Annotated in this window: 11 protein-coding genes; 5 read left to right on the forward strand and 6 right to left on the reverse strand. The window is 65.9% G+C overall.

Annotation, left to right across the window (positions count from 1 at the left end; translation table 11 throughout):
• Window positions 1-4 precede the first annotated feature (4 nt).
• The gene (locus DVW87_RS08550; RefSeq protein WP_114687380.1) at window positions 5-1,357 is read left to right on the forward strand and encodes an HlyD family type I secretion periplasmic adaptor subunit; all 1,353 of its coding nucleotides are present in this window, start codon (window positions 5-7) and stop codon (window positions 1,355-1,357) included.
• A gap of 11 nt (window positions 1,358-1,368) precedes the next feature.
• Window positions 1,369-3,099, forward strand: coding sequence for a TolC family protein (locus DVW87_RS08555; protein ID WP_114687381.1), 1,731 nt, complete (start codon window positions 1,369-1,371; stop codon window positions 3,097-3,099).
• A 148-nt stretch (window positions 3,100-3,247) separates the two neighbouring features.
• On the opposite strand, the gene DVW87_RS08560 is transcribed toward DVW87_RS08555, so the two are convergent.
• The 3 genes from DVW87_RS08560 to DVW87_RS08570 form a co-directional block, all read right to left on the reverse strand.
• Window positions 3,248-6,511: a VCBS domain-containing protein gene (locus tag DVW87_RS08560; RefSeq protein WP_114687382.1), complete on the reverse strand. Its 3,264-nt coding sequence runs from the start codon at window positions 6,509-6,511 to the stop codon at window positions 3,248-3,250.
• Between the two features lie 291 nt (window positions 6,512-6,802).
• Entirely contained in the window at window positions 6,803-9,328 is a 2,526-nt protein-coding gene (locus DVW87_RS08565) for a M10 family metallopeptidase C-terminal domain-containing protein (protein WP_114687383.1), read from the reverse strand.
• 3 nt (window positions 9,329-9,331) lie between these two features.
• Window positions 9,332-9,808, reverse strand: a complete 477-nt coding sequence (locus DVW87_RS08570) for a hypothetical protein (RefSeq protein ID WP_114687384.1) — start codon at window positions 9,806-9,808, stop codon at window positions 9,332-9,334.
• Between the two features lie 275 nt (window positions 9,809-10,083).
• Between DVW87_RS08570 and DVW87_RS08575 the strand changes: the two genes are divergently transcribed.
• From DVW87_RS08575 to DVW87_RS08585, 3 genes are all read left to right on the forward strand, one after another.
• Window positions 10,084-10,788, forward strand: coding sequence for a 2OG-Fe(II) oxygenase (locus DVW87_RS08575; RefSeq protein WP_147276240.1), 705 nt, complete (start codon window positions 10,084-10,086; stop codon window positions 10,786-10,788).
• A 559-nt stretch (window positions 10,789-11,347) separates the two neighbouring features.
• On the forward strand, window positions 11,348-11,902 hold the full coding sequence (locus DVW87_RS08580; RefSeq protein ID WP_114687386.1) for a hypothetical protein: 555 nt from the start codon (window positions 11,348-11,350) through the stop codon (window positions 11,900-11,902).
• Window positions 11,903-12,816: 914 nt separating this feature from the next.
• Entirely contained in the window at window positions 12,817-13,989 is a 1,173-nt protein-coding gene (locus DVW87_RS08585) for a hypothetical protein (protein WP_114687387.1), read from the forward strand.
• A 51-nt stretch (window positions 13,990-14,040) separates the two neighbouring features.
• Here the strand turns inward: DVW87_RS08585 and DVW87_RS08590 are convergent, their stop codons facing one another.
• The 3 genes from DVW87_RS08590 to DVW87_RS08600 are packed head-to-tail and all read right to left on the reverse strand — an operon-like array spanning window position 14,041 to window position 17,446.
• A complete protein-coding gene (locus tag DVW87_RS08590) occupies window positions 14,041-15,477 on the reverse strand; it encodes an oligosaccharide flippase family protein (protein WP_114687388.1) in 1,437 nt (478 codons plus the stop codon).
• Window positions 15,477-16,571: a glycosyltransferase family 4 protein gene (locus DVW87_RS08595; protein WP_147276241.1), complete on the reverse strand. Its 1,095-nt coding sequence runs from the start codon at window positions 16,569-16,571 to the stop codon at window positions 15,477-15,479. Before DVW87_RS08595 ends, DVW87_RS08590 begins: the two co-directional genes overlap by 1 nt.
• A 5-nt stretch (window positions 16,572-16,576) precedes the next feature.
• The gene (locus DVW87_RS08600; protein WP_114687390.1) at window positions 16,577-17,446 is read right to left on the reverse strand and encodes a glycosyltransferase family 2 protein; all 870 of its coding nucleotides are present in this window, start codon (window positions 17,444-17,446) and stop codon (window positions 16,577-16,579) included.
• Between the last annotated feature and the right edge of the window lie 67 nt (window positions 17,447-17,513).

A 17,513-nucleotide genomic window follows, 5' to 3' on the forward strand; every position in this document is an offset into this window, starting at 1 on the left:
CATCATGGCCAGCAACCTTCCCGCCGCGCTCGCCGGTACCGTACCGGCCGCTCTCGTGGACTATGATCCCGACCGGATGATCCGGTTGCGGCTGAAGCTGTCGCTGATCGCGATCGCGGTGCTGGTGTTCGGCTTCGGCTCCGCCATGGCCTTTATCCCGATCGGCGGCGCGGTTGTCGGCAGCGGGCAGGTCGGTGTGGAATCGCGGATCAAGCGCGTCGCCCACCCCACGGGCGGCATCATCTCCGCGATCTACGTCAAGAATGGCGATCATGTGAACAAGGGCGACATCCTGATGCGCCTAGACGATCAGGTGACGGGCACCCAGTCGACGCTCTCCTCGCTGACCGTTGACCAGCTGATGGCGCAGCGCGCGCGCCTGGAAGCGGAGCGGCTCGGCACCGGCGCCATCGCGTTTCCCGCCGAACTGCGCACCCGCGCGCGCACCGATGCGGGCGCCCGCCAGGCGATGGCCGACGAGGAAAAGCTGTTCCGGATCCGCCGCACCGAACAGGGCGGCATCGGCGCGCAGCTTGCCGCCCGCGTGGTGCAGTATCGCAAGCAGATTGACGGCTTCAACGCCCAGATCGCGGCTTTGCAGAAGCAGCAGGCGCTGATCGAGCCGGAGCGCGCGAGCGTTCGCGAACTGTGGGAAAAGAACCTGGTCACGATCGGCCGCCTCAACCAGATCGAGCGCACCAGCGCCGACATGCAGGGCAGCATCGCCAACCTCCAGTCGCAGATCGCCCAGGCGCAGGCACGGATCACGGAGGCCAACGAGCAGATGCTGCAGATGAGCGAAACCCGGCGCAGCGATGCCGGCACGCAGCTTTCCACCGTCAACGGCACGCTGAACCAGGAACAGATCCGCAACGTCAACGCGGCCGACCTGCATGAACGCAGCGTCATCCGCGCGCCCTATTCGGGAACGGTGGACAAGATCGCCTTTTCCACGATCGGCGACGTCATCCGCCCGGCCGAGACGATCATGGAGGTGGTGCCCGACCGCGACCGACTGCTCGTGGAGGCAATGGTGAGCCCGGCGGACATCGACCAGCTCCGCGACGGCCAGCGCGCGCGCATCCGCTTCACCGCCTTCAGCAACACGGCCACGCCGGAGATCAGCGGCAAGGTCATCTTCGTGGCGCCGGAACGCACCACCGATGCGGAGGCCCGCCAGTCCTATTATGCGGTTCGCGTCGAGGTGGACCCCCGTGACCTGGCGCGCTGGCCGGAGCTGAAGCTGCGCCCGGGCATGCCGGCGGAGATCTTCATCGAGACGGGTAGCCGCTCCATGCTGAGCTATCTGACCAAGCCGTTGCGCGACCAGTTCGCCCGCGCATTCCGCGACAATTGAGGACGAGGCCGATGGCGTTTTCGCGAAGGGTGGTACTGCTCGCCGGGTGTGCCGCTTGCGCGGCGACGCCGGCACTCGCCCAGGTGCGCCAGCAGGCACCGCAATCCGTTGAGGCCATCGCCTTCGGCCCTCCGGTGGAGCCACGCAGCACCACCGCTTCGCCGGTATCCGTTCCACCCGTCGCCTCGAACCGTGCGCCCGCAGGCCCGCGCGACTACCGGCCGGACAATGGCGGGCCGCTTTCGGGGCTGCCCTATGATCGCAAGGCACCCGTCTCGCCCCCGATCGCGCCGATCACCACGCTGACGGAAGCGATCACCCTCGCCTATCGCACCAACCCGCAGTTGCTGTCGGCACGCGCCACCGCGCGTTCGGCAGATTTCCGGGTGCCGCAGGCGCGCTCCGCCTTTGGCCCCACGCTGTCGGCGAACGGCGCCTATACCTTCACCCGCACGCGCGCCGAGGTGTTGCCCGGCCAGTTCGCGGGTGCGAGGGGCTGGACGAGCACGGCCTCGCTGATCCTGAACCAGCCCGTCTTCACCTTTGGCCGCAATGCCGCCGCCGAGGCCCAGGCGATCGCCGGCTCGCAATATCAACGCGACGTGCTGCGCGTCACCGAGGCGCAGGTGCTCAGCAACGTGGTCGACGTCTATGTGTCGACCCTGCGCGATGCCCAGGCGGTGACGATCGCCCGCGAGAACCTGTCGTTGCTCGAGCGCCAGCTTTCGGACAACCAGAAGCGCTATGACGTGCGCGACCTGACCCAGACCGATCTCGACCAGACGCGAACCCGGGTCGAGTTCGGGCGGGCGCAGCTCGTCACGGCCGAGGGTCAGTTGGGGATCTCGCAGGCAAGCTTTCTCCAATATGTCGGGGCGCCGCCGGGGGATCTCGCGCCGCCCGACCTCTTGGACATCCGCTTCGCCAACATCGAGGCAGCCTATGTCTATGCAGAGGCGAACAGCGGGCTGATCCGTGCCGCGAACGCGCGGGAAAAGATCAGCCGCGCGTCGCTCGAGCTCGCCCGGGCGGACAGCCGGCCGCGCGTCGATCTTCGCGGCACCGCGGACTATGGCTCCGTTTCGTCCTATACCGACGATCTGCGTACCACGCAGCTGATCGGGCAGGTGGTCCTGTCACAGCCGATCCTCGATTCCGGTCTGCGTCGCGCGCGCGTGGATGAGGCGCGGGAGGCCAACCAGTCGGACTGGCGCCTGCTCGACACCAGCTTGCGCGAAACCCGGTCCGCGATCGCCAGCGCGTGGGACCAGGTCGCGGCATCGCGTGCGTCGCTTGCCGGATATCAGGCCGCCATCGATGCGGCGGAGCGGGCGTATCAGGGCGCGGTGCTGCAGCAACGCGCCGGCGATCGCTCAACGCTGGACGTGCTTGATCTCGCCCGTGATCTGCTGACGGTGCGCACCACCTACAACGCCACGCTCGCCAATGAATATCTCGCGCGCGCAGCGCTGCTGGCGGCCGCCGGCATGCTCGAGGGGCCGATGATCGTGCAGGGGCTGGCACCTTATGACGCGGACGAGCATTTCGAGCATGTGCGGCGGCGCGGCGACATTCCGCTGCTGACGCCGGCGCTCAGCGGGCTGGACGGCGTGGCGAACCGCAACACGCAGGCCGATCGGTACTCGCGCGATGCCGGTGCCGCGCTCGCGGTGGACGCCGCGCTGCCGCTGCCAAGCGCTCCGGTCTTTGCGCCGGCGACGAGTTCCGCCGCGAAGCCCTGAACGGGGGCCTTGCGTCAACAGGCGCTCGCGATGTGGGAGCGGAGACGGCAAACCCGTCGCTTGGTGATGGCTGGCGATCCGGCGCTCGCCCGACAGGCGGGGCGACCGCACCCGGCGTGAAACCGGAAGCGGTCGAACCGTTCGGAGGTCAGATCAGGAAATCGACGGTGGACACCGGAAGCACGCCGGCAGTGTCGATGCTCGACGTGATCGTCCTGCCGTCGTCCAGCGTGATGGACGTGGTGATGGTGTTGCTTTGCCCCACAAGCGCGCGCAGGTGATCGATGTCCGTGCCGAAGGTGAAGCCGGACGGGCCGGAGACGAGATCGTCCAAGTCGATGTCAGCCATCTGGACACCGTTCACGAACAGGTCGAAGTCGACGACATGGTTCGGCGACAATGGTGAGCCGAGCAGCGCCGCACTCAGCTGGTCGGTGGACGTCACCCGCTCCGCTCCACCGGTGTTGTCGATCATGTCGAGATACTGGAGCGGCACCGATGCGCCCACCCCGATCGCCGACATCAGCGCGTGATATTTGGTGTTCAGCAACTCGATCTCGTCGCCGAAGCTGTTGACCGGGTTCGGCTCGCCGTCCGACAGGAAGTAGACGATGTTCCCTTCCACGCCCGTCGGGTCGAGCACCTGCAACTTTTCGATGACGCCCTGCAACGCTTCCTCGTAATTGGTGCCGCCGCCGGCATCCAGCGTCTTGAGGAACGGATCGATCCCGCCGCTGCCGAGCTGAAACGTCTGGGTCTGGATGTTGGGCGTTGGCTTGGAACTGACCCAGTCGGCCGGATTCGCCTTGGAATTGAACGGCACCACGGTGACGGTCACGTCGTCCGGCGAATAACCGAGCGCGTTGATCTTCCCGTTCAGCTTGAGCAGCCCGGCGATTTCGGCATCCAGGATGGTGTTGGGTCCGTCGCGACCATTGAGGTCGCCCACCGGCGTGCCCGCGAACTTCAGGCTGGTGCTGCCGGAGATATCGACAACGAAGAAGATGTTCTTCTTGTTGACCGAGGCCGCGCCGAGATCGATCGCCACATCGACATGGCCGTCCAGCGTACCCGTCTGCTTGGGTCCGGTGAGCGACAGCGAGACGTTCTGGTGATTGACGAGCGCCTTTTGCGTATCGGTCTGAAACGGCGAAACGAAGCGTCCGGCGCCTTCCACGAGGATCGTCGCATGCGCGGTGCTGTTGCCGCCGTGACCGTCCCACACCTGATAGTCAAAGCCGACTTCCGCGCTCTGCCCCACCGACAGCGTCTGGAACGCCGCGCCGGGATTGAAGACGAAGTATCCGGACGGATCGAGCACGATCTGCCCCTCGACCGGCTGGCTGACGATCGAAAGTGCGAGTGCATCGCCTGCATCCACGTCGCTGTCGTTCGCCAGCACGTCGAGCGTCGCAAGCCCTGTTTCCGAGACGGTGAAGTGATCGTCCCGGGCGACGGGCGCGTCGTTCACGCCGGTGATGGTGAACGCCACCTGCTCGCTCGTTCCATCCGCGGCGCGAACGGTGAAGCTTTCGCTGCGCACGACCCCCTCGCCGAGCGATTGCACCAGCGTGTTGTCGACGGCGTAGGTATAGGCGCCGTCGGCGGCCAGGGTCAGCGTGCCGAGATTGCCGGGCGCGCTGTCCACGCCCGCGAAATAGGCTTGCCCCTGATCGGCGTCGGCGATCGACAGGGTGCCAACCGCCGTCAGCTGACCCGCCGCGTTCACCGCCTCATCCTCGACAACGGCGGTAACCGCAGGCGTGCCGATCACGGCCGCATCGTTGCTGCCGACGAGGGTGATCGCGACATCGCGAGCGACCGCGCCGCCCTGCCCGTCCGAGATCGTGACGGCGAAATGCTCCACCTTGGTCTCGCCGGCGCCCAGAAAGGCGATCGCCGCGGGGTCGACATGGTAGGACCAGGTAACCGCGCCGCCCGTTCCGGTGCCCTTGCTGTCGGCCGTGACACTCGCCGTCAGGGTGCCCAGCGTGGAGCCGACCGGCGCCGCGCTCACCCGGTGCAGATCCGCAAGGTCAACATCGGCAAACGCGATCGTTCCCGTGACGTCCGGTGACGGCGAACCGTCGGCGGCCGAGCCCGTGAAGGCGCCCGAGGTGATCGTCGGCGCATCATTAGTGCCGGTGATCGTGACGCTGACCGCCTGCTGCAGCGTGCCGCCTTTCCCGTCCGCGATCGTGACGGTGTAGGTCTCGATACGCGTCTCGCCGGCGGCGAGGAACTGTGCCTTGGCGTTGTCGATCGTGTAGCTCCAGCCGACGCTGCCGGCTGCGGCGTTTGCCGCTTCCGACACCCCCGTGAGCGCGAACGCGCCGAGCGCGCCCTGGCCGGTCGCGGCGGCGAAGCTGGCGGTGTGGCGATCGCTCAGATCGACGTCGCTGAAGGCGATCGTGCCCGTTGCGGTCGTCCTGGCGGCGTCCTCGATCACCGCGCCCTTCTGCGCGGCCGAGGTGATCGTCGGGGCATCGTTGGTGCCGGTGATCGTGAAGCTGATCGCCTTTTGCGTGCCGTCGAAAGCGGTCACGGTGAAGGTTTCGGTCTTGGCCTCGCCCGCGGCGAGGTACTGCACGGCAGCGTTCTCGACCGCATAGGTGTAGCTGCCATTGGCCGCGAGCGTCAGCGTGCCGAGCGTACCGGACGCGGGCACCACCGCCGTTCGGAAGCTTGCCTCGCCCTTGTCGGCATCCGTGATCGACAGCGTTCCCTTGGCGACGAGCTTGCCGGAGGCGATGTCCTTGTCCTCGACAACCTGGCTGACCGTGGGCGCGCCGATCACCGCGGCGTCGTTCACGCCGGTGATGGTCAGCGTGGCCACCGCGGTGTCCCAGTCACCATCCGCATCGACCACCTTGTAGGTGAAGCTCACCTGCGCCGTCTGCCCGGCGGCGAGATAATCGAAGGCGTCGCCCGTCGCGTAGGTGAAGGTGCCGTCATTTCTCAGCTCCAGCGTTCCCGCCGCGGGTCCGGAGAGGAGCGACACCGACCGGATCAGGTCGGACGCCGTGTCGTTGGCGACCACCGAACCCGAGATGCGCCCATCCTGCTTCAGCGCGAACGAGTCATTGCGTGCAGTCACGCAATTGTCCGCCAGCGAGATCTCGACGCCATCCACGAAGATGCGGCCGCGTTCGAAGTCGTTGATCGTCAGGTTGAACGCCCTGAACGTGAAGTCGCAGTCGAAGAAGTTGGTGAGCAGGTAGAAACGCAGGCGAGCGATGTCGGCCTGCACGGCCGGCGACATCCATTGTTCACGCGTGAATTCAAGCTGCAGTGTGTCGCAGCCGCCCTTGCCATCGACGTCGATGTTTTTGCCGGCGTTGGCGGACATGTTGTAGGTGTACGTCTCGTCGCGATTGGAACCCACGATCGTGGTCGTCTTAGCTACAGTCATGCCCCAGCCCCCTGGATCTACCTGGTCGCAGGCGCCCCGCACGCCAGCTAAGAAGCGCAAAGACCAGAGGAGAACTATCGAAGCAATCTTTTGTTAATAGGTCATAACGACCATTTACCAACATTCTGTCTCATAAAGAAGCAGGAAGAACAGATCGGCATTGCCGCCCCCATATCCGCAGACGGCGCCTTGCGGTCGACCGATTTCGAGATTTGCCCGGCATGAGAAAAGAAAACGCCGGCCCGACGTCGAGTCGGGCCGGCGTTCCTCAACGCACCAGTTCGTCTGCGATCAGAGCATCGGAAGGCCGGTATGGATGAACCCGAGGTCCAGGACCTGGGCGCGGCCATTGTCGTCGATCATGACAAAGCTGGTCCCGTCCTGGTTGCCGAAACGCTCGGTCACGGCGCCGTATTGGGCATGGCTGCGCAGGAACGATGCCAGGTTGTTGACGTCCGCCTGCGAGTCCAGGACGAAGTCGCCCGAGCTGCTGGCATAGCTGCTCCCTGCTGCCGTGCCGGCCGCCGCGAACAGCTTGGTGAAGCCGGTGATGCGGACGAAGTCGCCCTCACCGAAGTTCAGGTCGCCGATTTTCGCCCACTGGTCCACGGCACCATAGCCACCGCGATTGTAGCCGCGCAGCGCGGCATTACCGCCCGTCGCCGTGGCCGGATCGATGGCGTCGGCCTGGCGGAACACGAACTCGTCGCGTCCGGTGCCGCCGGTGAGGCCGTCATAGCCGCCACCGCCGCGCAGCACGTCGTTGCCCGCGCCGCCGACCAGCGTGTCGCTGCCATCGCCGCCGAGCAGCGTGTCGTTGCCATCTTCGCCATAGAGCGTGTCGTCGCCCGCATCGCCCGACAGCACATCGTTGCCGATGCCGCCGCGCAGCGTATCGGTACCGCGCCCGCCGTACAGCGAGTCGTTGCCCGCGCCGCCGATCAGCCGGTCATCACCCGCCAGACCATAGAGCAGATCGTCGCCGGCGCCGCCGAACAGCGTATCGTTGAACGCGCTGCCTTCCAGACCCTCGATCGAGATGTAGACGTCGCCAGCCGCCAGACCGACCGTGCCGGTGTTGGAAGCGAGCGACGCGGTCACCGCGCCGGTTGCGTTGCGGTAGCTCACCGTGTCGGTGCCCGCGCCGCCATCCAGCGTGTCGCCGCCGCCGGTGCCCAGCAGCGTGTCGTTGCCGGCCAGACCGGTGAGCACGTTCTTGCCCGTCGTGCCGGAAAGCGTGTCGCCAAAGGCGCTGCCCTGCAGGTTCTCGATCGTGCTGTAGGTGTCGCCGGCTGCCGCGCCGCCGGTGCCGCCCGTCGTCAGCGAGGCAACCACGCCCGCCGTGGCGCTGCGATAGCTCACCGTGTCGAGGCCGCCATTGCCGACCAGGCGATTGGCGACGCCGTTGGCGATGAGCAGGTCGTCGCCCGAGCCGCCGATCGCATTCTCGATGATCGCGCCATAAGCGATCGAGAGATTGTCGGTCATCAGGCCGTTGCGATAGGTGTCGCCGGTGATCTCGAGATACAGATCATAGGTCGCCTGGGTGCGCGGGGCGAGACCGGCGGCGGCGCGACGCGCGTTGATCTCGTCCAGCGTCGGGACCGTGGTGGAATAATAACCGCCCACGCTGCTGAACTGGCCCTCGTTCAGGTCGATGATCGAGGGAGTGGAATAGCCCGACACGTCGATCGTGTCATTGCCACCGGCATCCCAGATCGTCGCGACGGGCATCGGCGTCAGATTGAAATCGAACGATTCGTCGCCGGCATTGCTGTTGAAGCCATACACGGTGTCGCCGGTGCGGGTGGTCGTGTCCGCGCCATAGATGCGCTGAATGGCGGCGATGTCGTGCACCAGCGGCGTGGAGGGATAGCGGTAGGTCAGCAGCTCCCAATCGACATGGTTGGCGCCGGTCTCTTCCGAGTCCCAGTAGGACATGATCGAATACTGGTTCGAGTCCTGATAATATTCCGCACCGTTCTCGTACGTGGCGGAGAAGTCCGGACCGAAATTGTACGAACCCGGATGCTCCAGGCCCAGCGTGTGGCCAAGCTCGTGGATCAGCGTGGTGAGGCCGTACTGCCCTTCGTCGAACAGCGCGTTGGAAGAGTTGATGCTGGGCGTGGCGATGAACACGTCGCCCGAAATCTCCTCATAGGTCACGAGCGTGCCGTCGTCCTGCACGATGTTGGTGCGGCCGTAGTCATAGGGGAGGTAGGCGGATGCCTGCGCCGGGCCCGTGGTGGTGTTCATGAAGTTGATGTCGGCGTCCCCGAACGCCTTCTCCACGAACGTTACCTTGATCAGGCTGTCCCAGATGCCGATCGCCTGACGTGCGGCCACGCGCTGATCGGCGCTGAGCGCGGAAAAGCCGTTCGCCACGGCAAGGCCGATATATTGCTGGTTCGTGCCGTCGGCGAGCTGCGTGTAGACATACGGGTCCGGCAGCGTTGCCTTGGTTTCGTAGAAGCCAAAGGCGAGCGTGGTCAGCGGCGTACCCGCGACATGACCCTTCGAGTTCGCCAGCGTATAGTAATCGTTGTTGGCGGTGCCTTGCGCCCCGTCCCAGTTCGCGCCGGAGCGGTAGGTGACGCCGCCCTCGGTGATCAGGCCGTCGCCGCGGTTGAGGTAATAGGCGGCCTGGTCGATCGTGAAAACCGGCTTGCCGCGGATGGTGCCGCCCTGTCCGTCGACGGATGCGTCCAGCGGCTCGAGAGGCGCGGTGTGCGTCGGAGCCGCGACGTCTTCGGCATAGACCCGGCCGACCGACCAGTCGTCATGATAGCCGTCTTCGATGTTACGTGTGTACGCCATTGCTTACTCCCCTGTAAGTCCTGCTGCCCTGCCCTCGCCACGGCGGCGCCAGGGCAGAACCTCGTCCAGCACCGCGTTGATCGCGCGCGCTCGGTCGGCGCGGCCGCCCGGGGTCTCCGCAAAGCGGACCACCAGCGGCGCAGCGCCAAAATATTGTGGGGCCGGCTCACGCCCGCCGCTAAACAGCGGACGTGCGGTCACGGCGAACAGCCTGCCGACACCGGAGGGATCGGAAACAACGGAAGCTTGAACGATCACCACCAGCGTTGCGCCGTCGCGCAGGCTAGGATCGCCGACCTCGACCCCATCAACCGGCACCGGGGCGTTCACGCGAGCGAGATCGACGATCTCCGCGCCCAGCGCCTGCGAGGCTTCCCCGCCGGCAATTTCACCCCGCGGGCCATATTGCGCGAGCACCACGGCCCGCTTCACGCCACGATAGCGGATGTCACGCGCGCCCGCGCCGGCCTGCGACTTCACCGGAGCCGACTGCTCCGCTGCCCGGTGCCCCAAACCGTCACCAACCGTAAGGGAAAGCACCGCAACGAACGCAACCGACGCCACCCCTGTCCATGCGACCACATTCGACCTCCCCGACCCGCATGGTCCGGAGCCTCCCAATGGCGCCCCGCGACCCACGGTCACACATACCGAACACCGTCGAACTTTTCGCCCGCACCGAAGTGTTGATATGTTGTTAATGTCTACGAACTTTGTCAGTGCTGTCAAACAGAGATCGAAAAAGGAACGCATTGTTGGATCTGCGAAGGGCCGAGAACTTGGACGTCACCGCTCTGTCGGCCGCGTTCGACACGCATGGGCGCATTCAGATAAGCGGCTTTCTGACGGACGACACCGCACGCGCGCTCGGCCGCGACCTTTCGCTCAGCGGCGACTGGAAGCTTACGTTCAACCGCGGAACAACGGTCCTCGATTACGACCAGGCGGCCTACGCCCAACTGGACGAGGACGCGCGGCGCGCGATCGCCCATGACATCGTGGACGGCGGAAGGCGCGGCTTTCAGTTCTGCTACGACACCATCCGCGAAACGGAGGCGATAGCGCCGGACGCTCCCTTGCGCCGGTTCAACCGGTTCATGAACAGTCCGGACATGCTGGCGCTTGTCCGTCAGGTAACCGGCTTTGACACGATCGAGCGGCTCGACGGACATGCCAGCCGCTATGGGCCCGGGCAGTTCCTGACGACACACGACGATCATATCGCCGGCAAGGGTCGCCGCGCAGCCTATGTGATGAACCTCAGCGGACAATGGCATCCCGATTGGGGCGGGCTGCTGCAGTTCTTCGATGCGCGCGGCAACGTGGTTCGCGCCTTCACTCCCGCCTTCAACACGCTGGCGGTCTTTGCCGTGCCCCAGGCACATTCGGTGAGCTGGGTAACCCCGCTTGCGGCGAACCCGCGCCTGGCGATCACCGGGTGGATGCTGGAAGAACGATAAACCCGAGCAGCACGGCGCGATCACAGCCGCTGCCCTTGCCGCATGCAAGACCCGTCCGCGACGGGTTACTTCTTTTGAGTGTAGCGACCTGCCCTGCCTCACTCGAGGAAGGGTGGAATGTCGCTTTTGTACAGAATCACTTGCGACTCGACCGCTCTAAACTTGACGAAAAGGTGCCGACTCGCCGCATCTCCAAGCATTGGGGCCACTAACTGCCCCTGTTTGGGACACAATAGCGAAATGGACTCCGTTCGCTCCCGCGCGCGATTTCGGCTCCTTTTCTGCCGAAAACACTGAGATTCAGCGGTATTGATCCGTCACCCTTCCTGCGAGTTGGTTAATATTGGATTAAAAGTTACTTGGCGATTTACGAAGATGTGCGTAAGGCCATTCCCAGCGGAGAGCGCGGTTCACGACGACGATGAGGATGGGAGCGATCCCGGGCCATCGCGAGCCAAGCTCTGGCACCTACGCGCACATCAGGGGCGAAACAGGTGGAATAGAGCCGGGTGTGCCGCGTGCATCTGGTTAACGTTCTTTGCTCTTAGGGAGAAAAACCATGCCTTTCACGATCACCGATCCGAATACGCTTTCGGCTGAGCCGCGCCCGGGCGCAGACGTCACGCCGACCAGCACGGCGAACGGCACCTCCTATGTCTTGCCGACCGAGACGCGGGCTGGCTATGTGACCGGCTCGACCGGCGCCGACCGCGCGACCCTCTACGATCTCGAGCGCGACAAGGATCAGGTCATCAACCTGGGCGCTGGCGACGATCTGTTTGTCTTCGGCACCAACACCACGCTCAAGGATCTGAACGGGATCGTGAAGATGGGCGATGGTCCCAACGACTTCGATCAGGTGTTCCTCACCCACGCGATCACCGATTATGTGTTCTCGCTCCGCTCGGATGGCGGCATCAAGATCCAGTATCTGGGCGAGACGGACGCGAACGGGATGGCTCACGGAGACGCCGTCACGTTCTACGGTGCGGAGCAATTCACGTTCCGTAACATCACGACGGACGCTGCTGGCCAGTCCGTCAATTACGAGAACACTGTGATCAGCGCCGCCGATCTCTACTCCCGGATCGAAGAGACGGGCGTCTTGATTTAACCGAACTTGCAACCACGAACTTGCAAGTTCGCGGTAGAATAGGCCGGGGTCATACCCGGCCTATTTGATTACCTATAAGTTGCCGCTTTTATGCACCCAAGCATCGCGCCTCCGCGACGCCTCAGATCAGGTGCTTTCCCGCGGGGCGGTGATCGCCAGACGAACGCCCCCGGAGTCCCGCAACTCGCCAGGTCACCCGATATAGGCGAGCGCAGTCGCGGAGACGTGCCGTGCCTCACTCGTGCGTACGCCACCCGCGCCTGTAGCATGGCTGGTTCAAGGCTTGGCAGCGGGGGGAGCCGCCCTAACCGGCCTTCTCCATCTCCTCGCCACAGATCGCCTCAATCATGCCGATCGCCGGGGGAAATGGCTCTCTCTCTCTCTTTCAGCCACATCACCGCTCGCCGTACGAGCCTTGGTGCGCCTTTGCATGTAACGCCTCGTCGATCGCGGGATGCAATGAGCCCCGGTGGCGCCTCCCGCTCGTCTGGATGGCGATACGCACGCCTTTCGACGCGGATCACCGGTTTGGGGACTCGCACGCCCCATCTCGTCGACGCTGATCCTCCGATTGCGGATCAGCGAAAACATTCCTCAATCGCACGGCTGAGCCATCGCGGAAGCTTGAGCGGCCTTGCGCGCCAAAGAGGAACAAGTGCGTCAGGCCTTGCTCGACGGGCTCACCGCCTTGCACCCGCGGCGCGTTGATCCGGCTACGTGCCGGAACCACGCCGTCCGAAGCGCCATCCTGCCTGTCCTCCATCGATGGCGCTGTTCGGGCGGAACAGATCGGCCTATGAGAACTCGTCCATTCTTCCGAACCGGGGAGCACCATCTTCCGCCCTTTCGCTGGTCGTGCCCGGCCCCTGCCTTCTGTCAGCGCCGGACTGCGCCTGCTTGGCCTCGCCGGCCGCATGGTGCTGACGCTCTATGTTGCCCGGTTCCTGGGTTTGCAGGCGGCGGCGGCATACGGGTTCGTCGTGGGCGGATCGGCGGCACTGACCGCGCTCACCGGTCTCGGTCTCGATCAGCCGATCCATCGCTACCTGGTGAGGGCACAGCCTGGCGACGCGGCCCGGCGCCTGCGCGATCGGCTGCTTCTTCGCGCGATCATGAGCGCGGTCCTGATCGGCGCGGGGGCGCTGACGCTGGCCGAGGCTGATCCGCGCTCGCTGCTGATGCATTGGGCGGTGGCGATGATTCTGCTGCTTGAGCCGATTATCTATGATCTTCACGAGGGCCTCGTTTCACGGCGGCGCCCGGTGGCGGCCAACGCGTTGCTGTTTGCCCGCGCCGGCGGATGGGTGCTGCCGGTGGTAACGCTGGGAGTGCTGGACAAGGCATATCGATCCCTCGACCTTGTCTTTGCCGGCTGGGCCGCAGGTCTGGTTGCGGGAGTTGCGGTCGCGGTTGCCGCGGCGATGCGGCGGCCGGACCTGCGGGCCGCTGCCGGAACCACGATCGACTGGATGTGGATGCGCGCGGCGCCGGCGGCCATGCCGCTCGCCTATCTCGCCGATCTGGGCCAGGTTGGCATGATCTACAGCGACCGTTACCTCGTCTCGGCGCTGGCCGGCGTGACGGCCGCGGGCGCCTTTGTATTTCTGTGGGGCTTCACCAATGCGGTCGTTCCGCTCGTCCAGGCCGCAGTTTTCAACCACTTAACGCCCGCACTTGTGTCGAGCCATGGACAAGAAGGCGCATCCTGGCAGGAGATATTGCACGCAGGACAGCGGCAGACGCTTCGGCTCTCACTCCTGCTGGGCGGCGCGTTGTTCGTGACCCTCGTGGCACTGCTGCCCGTCGTGCATATCGGCCATGGCACGGAAATCCTCGGCCTGGCCGCCCTCATGATCGCCGCATCGGTCGTCCGGCTGCAGGCCGACGTGCTGCAGATGGCCTTGGCGAGCACGGGGGATGATGCTGGCTGGGTACGGGTCAATCTTATCGGACTGATCGCCGCGCCGTTGATCGGGATAGCCAGCATCGCACTTTTCGGGTTGGTGGGAGCGGGACTCCAGATGCTGCTGACCGCGTGGCTCGCCCTTCTGCTGAGATGGCGCATCCTGAACGCGATCGGACGTTAAAAGAGGAGGCGTTTGCGGACCCCGCTCCCCAGCCTCTCTCCGTTTGGACGCTCAGCCGCGATGGGTGAGAAGTCGCAGCGAGCGCAGCGCCTCGCGACGGACCAGCACGACCGCCATCAACCAGCCAAGCGCCCCGCACGCAACCGCAACGGCCAATTGCACCGGCGGGCTCCGCGCGATCTCGGGTGCAACCGCGCGACCACCCAGCACGGCAATCGAAGTGAACACCATGGGCAGGCCGAGGGTCGGCAGCAGGCGTCGCCACCGCGCCTTGCTCACCTGCCCCACGCGCAAGGCGTCAGCCACCAGCCACAGGGTGGTCGCGGCGGTCACCACCAGCGACGCGACCGCCGCGCCGGTCACGCCCCAGGGCGACAGCGCCACGGTCAAGGCGGCAACGCCGATGGCGGTAGCAAGCTGGTTGGCGAGCACGCGGCGCTGCCGGTCATAGGCGACGAGCAAGGAGGAGGTGACCGCCGTCAGGATCGTCCAGAGCCGCGCACAGGCCAGGATGGCGATGGCCGGGCCAGCGCCGGCCCAGCGCGGTCCGAGGGCCACCGGCGCCAGCCAGTCGCCCAGCATCGCTACGCCGATCAGCGCGGGCCAGCCGATAAAGGCGATGCCGACGAACATCGCAAACCAGTCGCCATCCGCCGGCTTGCCCTGGGCGAAGCGGTGCGACAATCCGGTCATCGCGAGCAGGCGTGCGGGCTGGCTGAACATGTCCGACGCAGCGGTGACGACGCGGTTGCTGGCGCGAAACAGGCCCGTCGCCGCGGGCGATAGAAACGCGCCCAAAATCAAGTCGCCACTATAGTTCGACAGGAACGAGACGAACGTCGCACCGTAGCGACTGTTGGACCAGCGCGCGACCGTGCCGACCACGGCCATGTCCGGGCGGTGCAGCGAGGGCGGGCGGACCTGCAATCGGTAGGCGATCGCGAGCAGGACCAGCCGCAGGTAGATCTGCACCACGAGCGCGGCCAGCTTCCAGCCGGCGACAAGCAGGCCGATCGCGGCCAGCGAGCTGGCCAGCTCCACCAGGGTGGTGCTGACATAATAAGCGCGCACGCTCCCCTTTCGCAGGAGCAGCGCCTCTTCCCAGCTGGCGAACGCGGCCACGAAATTGCTGGGGATCAACACCAGCATCAGCCATGCGACATCAGGAGAGGAGAACAGCCAGGGAGATGCGCCGGCGAGCAGCAGCAGGACGAGGCCGGCGATCGTGGCCATCAGCGCGTTGCCAACCAGACACTCGACAACGCAACCGTCCAGGTCCTTGGCCTTCATCAGATATTCGAACGGTCCGGTATATAGCAGCGTGCGTGCCAGCGTGACAAAGGCAGTGGCGATCGCGAAGACGCCGAAATCGGCCGGCGACAGATAGCGGGTCGCGACAAGCGTGACCGCGATCAGGAAGAACTGGCTGCTTGCCCGCGATCCCATCGCCAGGAACGCAGCGGCTGCGCTGCGCAAGCCGGCGCGCATCAGCGGGCGAGATCGAGCAGGCGCGCGAACAATTGATCGCCCGCGCGCGCCCAGGTGAATTGCGCGGCTCGCGCCTGACCCGCTGCCAGCTTGGCAGTGCGGAGCGCAGGATCGTCCAGCGCCCGGATCGCCTCGCGCCAGGCAAGCGGATCGTCCACGTCCGCATAGACCGCGGCGTCGCGGCAGATCTCGGGCAGCGCCCCCGCCGGTGCGATCACCGCGGGTGCGCCGCACAGCATCGCTTCGAGTGGCGGAAGGCCGAACCCCTCGGTGCGCGAGGGAACCAGCACCGCATGGGCGCCGGCGTAGAGCGTGCGCAAGGCCGCATCGTCGCAGCGTCCCGCAAAGACGGTATCCGCAGGCGGCGTCAAGCCAGCGCGTTCCAGCGCCGCACGGTCCGGCCCCACGATCACCAGCCGACGCGGCTGCATTGCGCCATCGGCAAAGGCGGCGAACAGCACCGCGTTGTTCTTGTACCCCTTGGGACTGCCGAATGCGAGGGCATAGCCGCCCGGCATCAGCCCCAGCCGCTGAAGGGCGGCGGGATCCGGCTCGACATCGAGAATGTGGTCGGCGCCGTTGTACAGCACCGCTGTCTTGGTGCGCGGTGCCACGCCCAGCAGCTCCAGCATCTGCCGCGAGTAGCTGGACACCGTCAGCACAACCGAGCTGCGCCGTGCCATCAAGGGCGTCAGCCAGCGATATCCAAGCCGCTGCTTGAGCGGATAGCCGCTGTCGGGGAAGAGGAACTGCGCATCATGGAGCAGCAGGAGCTGGCGCCGCGCGCGCACGGGCGCGAGATTGGCGAGGTTGACCAACACGCCATCGGCCGCCGCGGCGGGCAGGCGCATTTGCTCCCATGCCTGGCTGTCGGCCCCGGCCACCTCCACCAGCTCGATCGCGGTGAGCTCGGGCTCCCATGTCCGCCGCGCCGGCACCAGCAGCCGAGCAGGGGGTCGCTGCCGCTCCGGCATCGCGGCAAGCCGTGCATCGCATTCGCGGATCAGCCGGTCGGCCACGCGGTGCACGCCGTTCAGCGCACCGGCGTAGAATTTGCCGTTGAAGAGGAGCGGCTTGAAGTTGGTCGGCGCCATGCCGGTCACAGCCGCTCGATGCGGCGCGGATCAACGCGGCCGCGCAGCACGTCCGCGATCGCGAGCGCGTTGCCGTACAAGCGGCCGCGGCGGTCGATATCCGGCTCCGGCCGCAGGCTCTTCACGAGGTTCGACACCACGTTGTTGAGGAGCAGCTTGCGCCCCAGTCCGGGTTGCATCGAGCCCTTGCGGTACAGATAGACGACGTTGGCGACCTGCGAATAGCCGAGCTTGCGCCCCGAGGTGCGCCCGCCCTTCACGCCCATATGGACGCCCGTCACGCGCCCGCTGGAGATCAGGCGCCCGCGCCTGCCGAGAAGAACGGTGAAGTCGATGTCTTCCAGCCAGCCGTACAGCGGCAACTTCTCGTCAAACCGAAGCCCCTGTGCCGCCGAAAGCCGGATGGCCATGTTGCAGCCATAAAGCGCCGAGCGCGGCTTAACCGCCGCATCCATCGCCGCGGCGCCGTTGGCGACCAGTTCCCGCGCCTGTTCCAGGGAGAAACCGCCGGCATTGATCCCGTCCGCGATCAGGTTGCCGGTGATGCCCGAGACGTCGGGGAACTCGGTGAAAAGCGCCTCTACCTGCTCCAGATAGTCGGGCGCGGGCACGAAATCGTCATCGAAGAACACCACCAGATCGGCGCGCCCGTTCACCGCATCCAGGCCGCGGTTGCGCTGGCGCGGAAGGCCACGGTCGCCGATGATCGCTTCCACCCGTCCGGCGGCGTCCGCCACGCCCTCGATGTCCGCGGGGGCTGCGCCGACGACGACCACTCCATCCGGCGGTCGCGTCTGGTCGTGCAGCAATGCGACCGTTCGCCGTGTCAGGTCAGCGCGACCGACCGTCGCGATGATCACGTACAACCTGGGCATGCTGGTTCCCCCGAACGATCACGCGCCGCTACCCCGTCCAGCCCGCGCTTGGCAAGCGGCGCCTGCC

The sequence above is a fragment of the Sphingomonas aracearum genome, from assembly GCF_003345355.1.
Classification (GTDB): Bacteria; Pseudomonadota; Alphaproteobacteria; order Sphingomonadales; family Sphingomonadaceae; genus Sphingomonas; species Sphingomonas aracearum.

Excerpts from the sequence above, each read along its gene's own strand:
- DVW87_RS08550 (WP_114687380.1), top strand. The coding sequence starts at position 5 with ATGGCCAGCAACCTTCCCGCCGCGCTCGCCGGTACCGTACCGGCCGCT.
- DVW87_RS08555 (WP_114687381.1), top strand. The coding sequence starts at position 1,369 with ATGGCGTTTTCGCGAAGGGTGGTACTGCTCGCCGGGTGTGCCGCTTGC.
- DVW87_RS08560 (WP_114687382.1), bottom strand. The coding sequence starts at position 6,511 with ATGACTGTAGCTAAGACGACCACGATCGTGGGTTCCAATCGCGACGAG.
- DVW87_RS08565 (WP_114687383.1), bottom strand. The coding sequence starts at position 9,328 with ATGGCGTACACACGTAACATCGAAGACGGCTATCATGACGACTGGTCG.
- DVW87_RS08580 (WP_114687386.1), top strand. The coding sequence starts at position 11,348 with ATGCCTTTCACGATCACCGATCCGAATACGCTTTCGGCTGAGCCGCGC.
- DVW87_RS08585 (WP_114687387.1), top strand. The coding sequence starts at position 12,817 with ATGGTGCTGACGCTCTATGTTGCCCGGTTCCTGGGTTTGCAGGCGGCG.
- DVW87_RS08590 (WP_114687388.1), bottom strand. The coding sequence starts at position 15,477 with ATGCGCGCCGGCTTGCGCAGCGCAGCCGCTGCGTTCCTGGCGATGGGA.
- DVW87_RS08595 (WP_147276241.1), bottom strand. The coding sequence starts at position 16,571 with ATGGCGCCGACCAACTTCAAGCCGCTCCTCTTCAACGGCAAATTCTAC.
- DVW87_RS08600 (WP_114687390.1), bottom strand. The coding sequence starts at position 17,446 with ATGCCCAGGTTGTACGTGATCATCGCGACGGTCGGTCGCGCTGACCTG.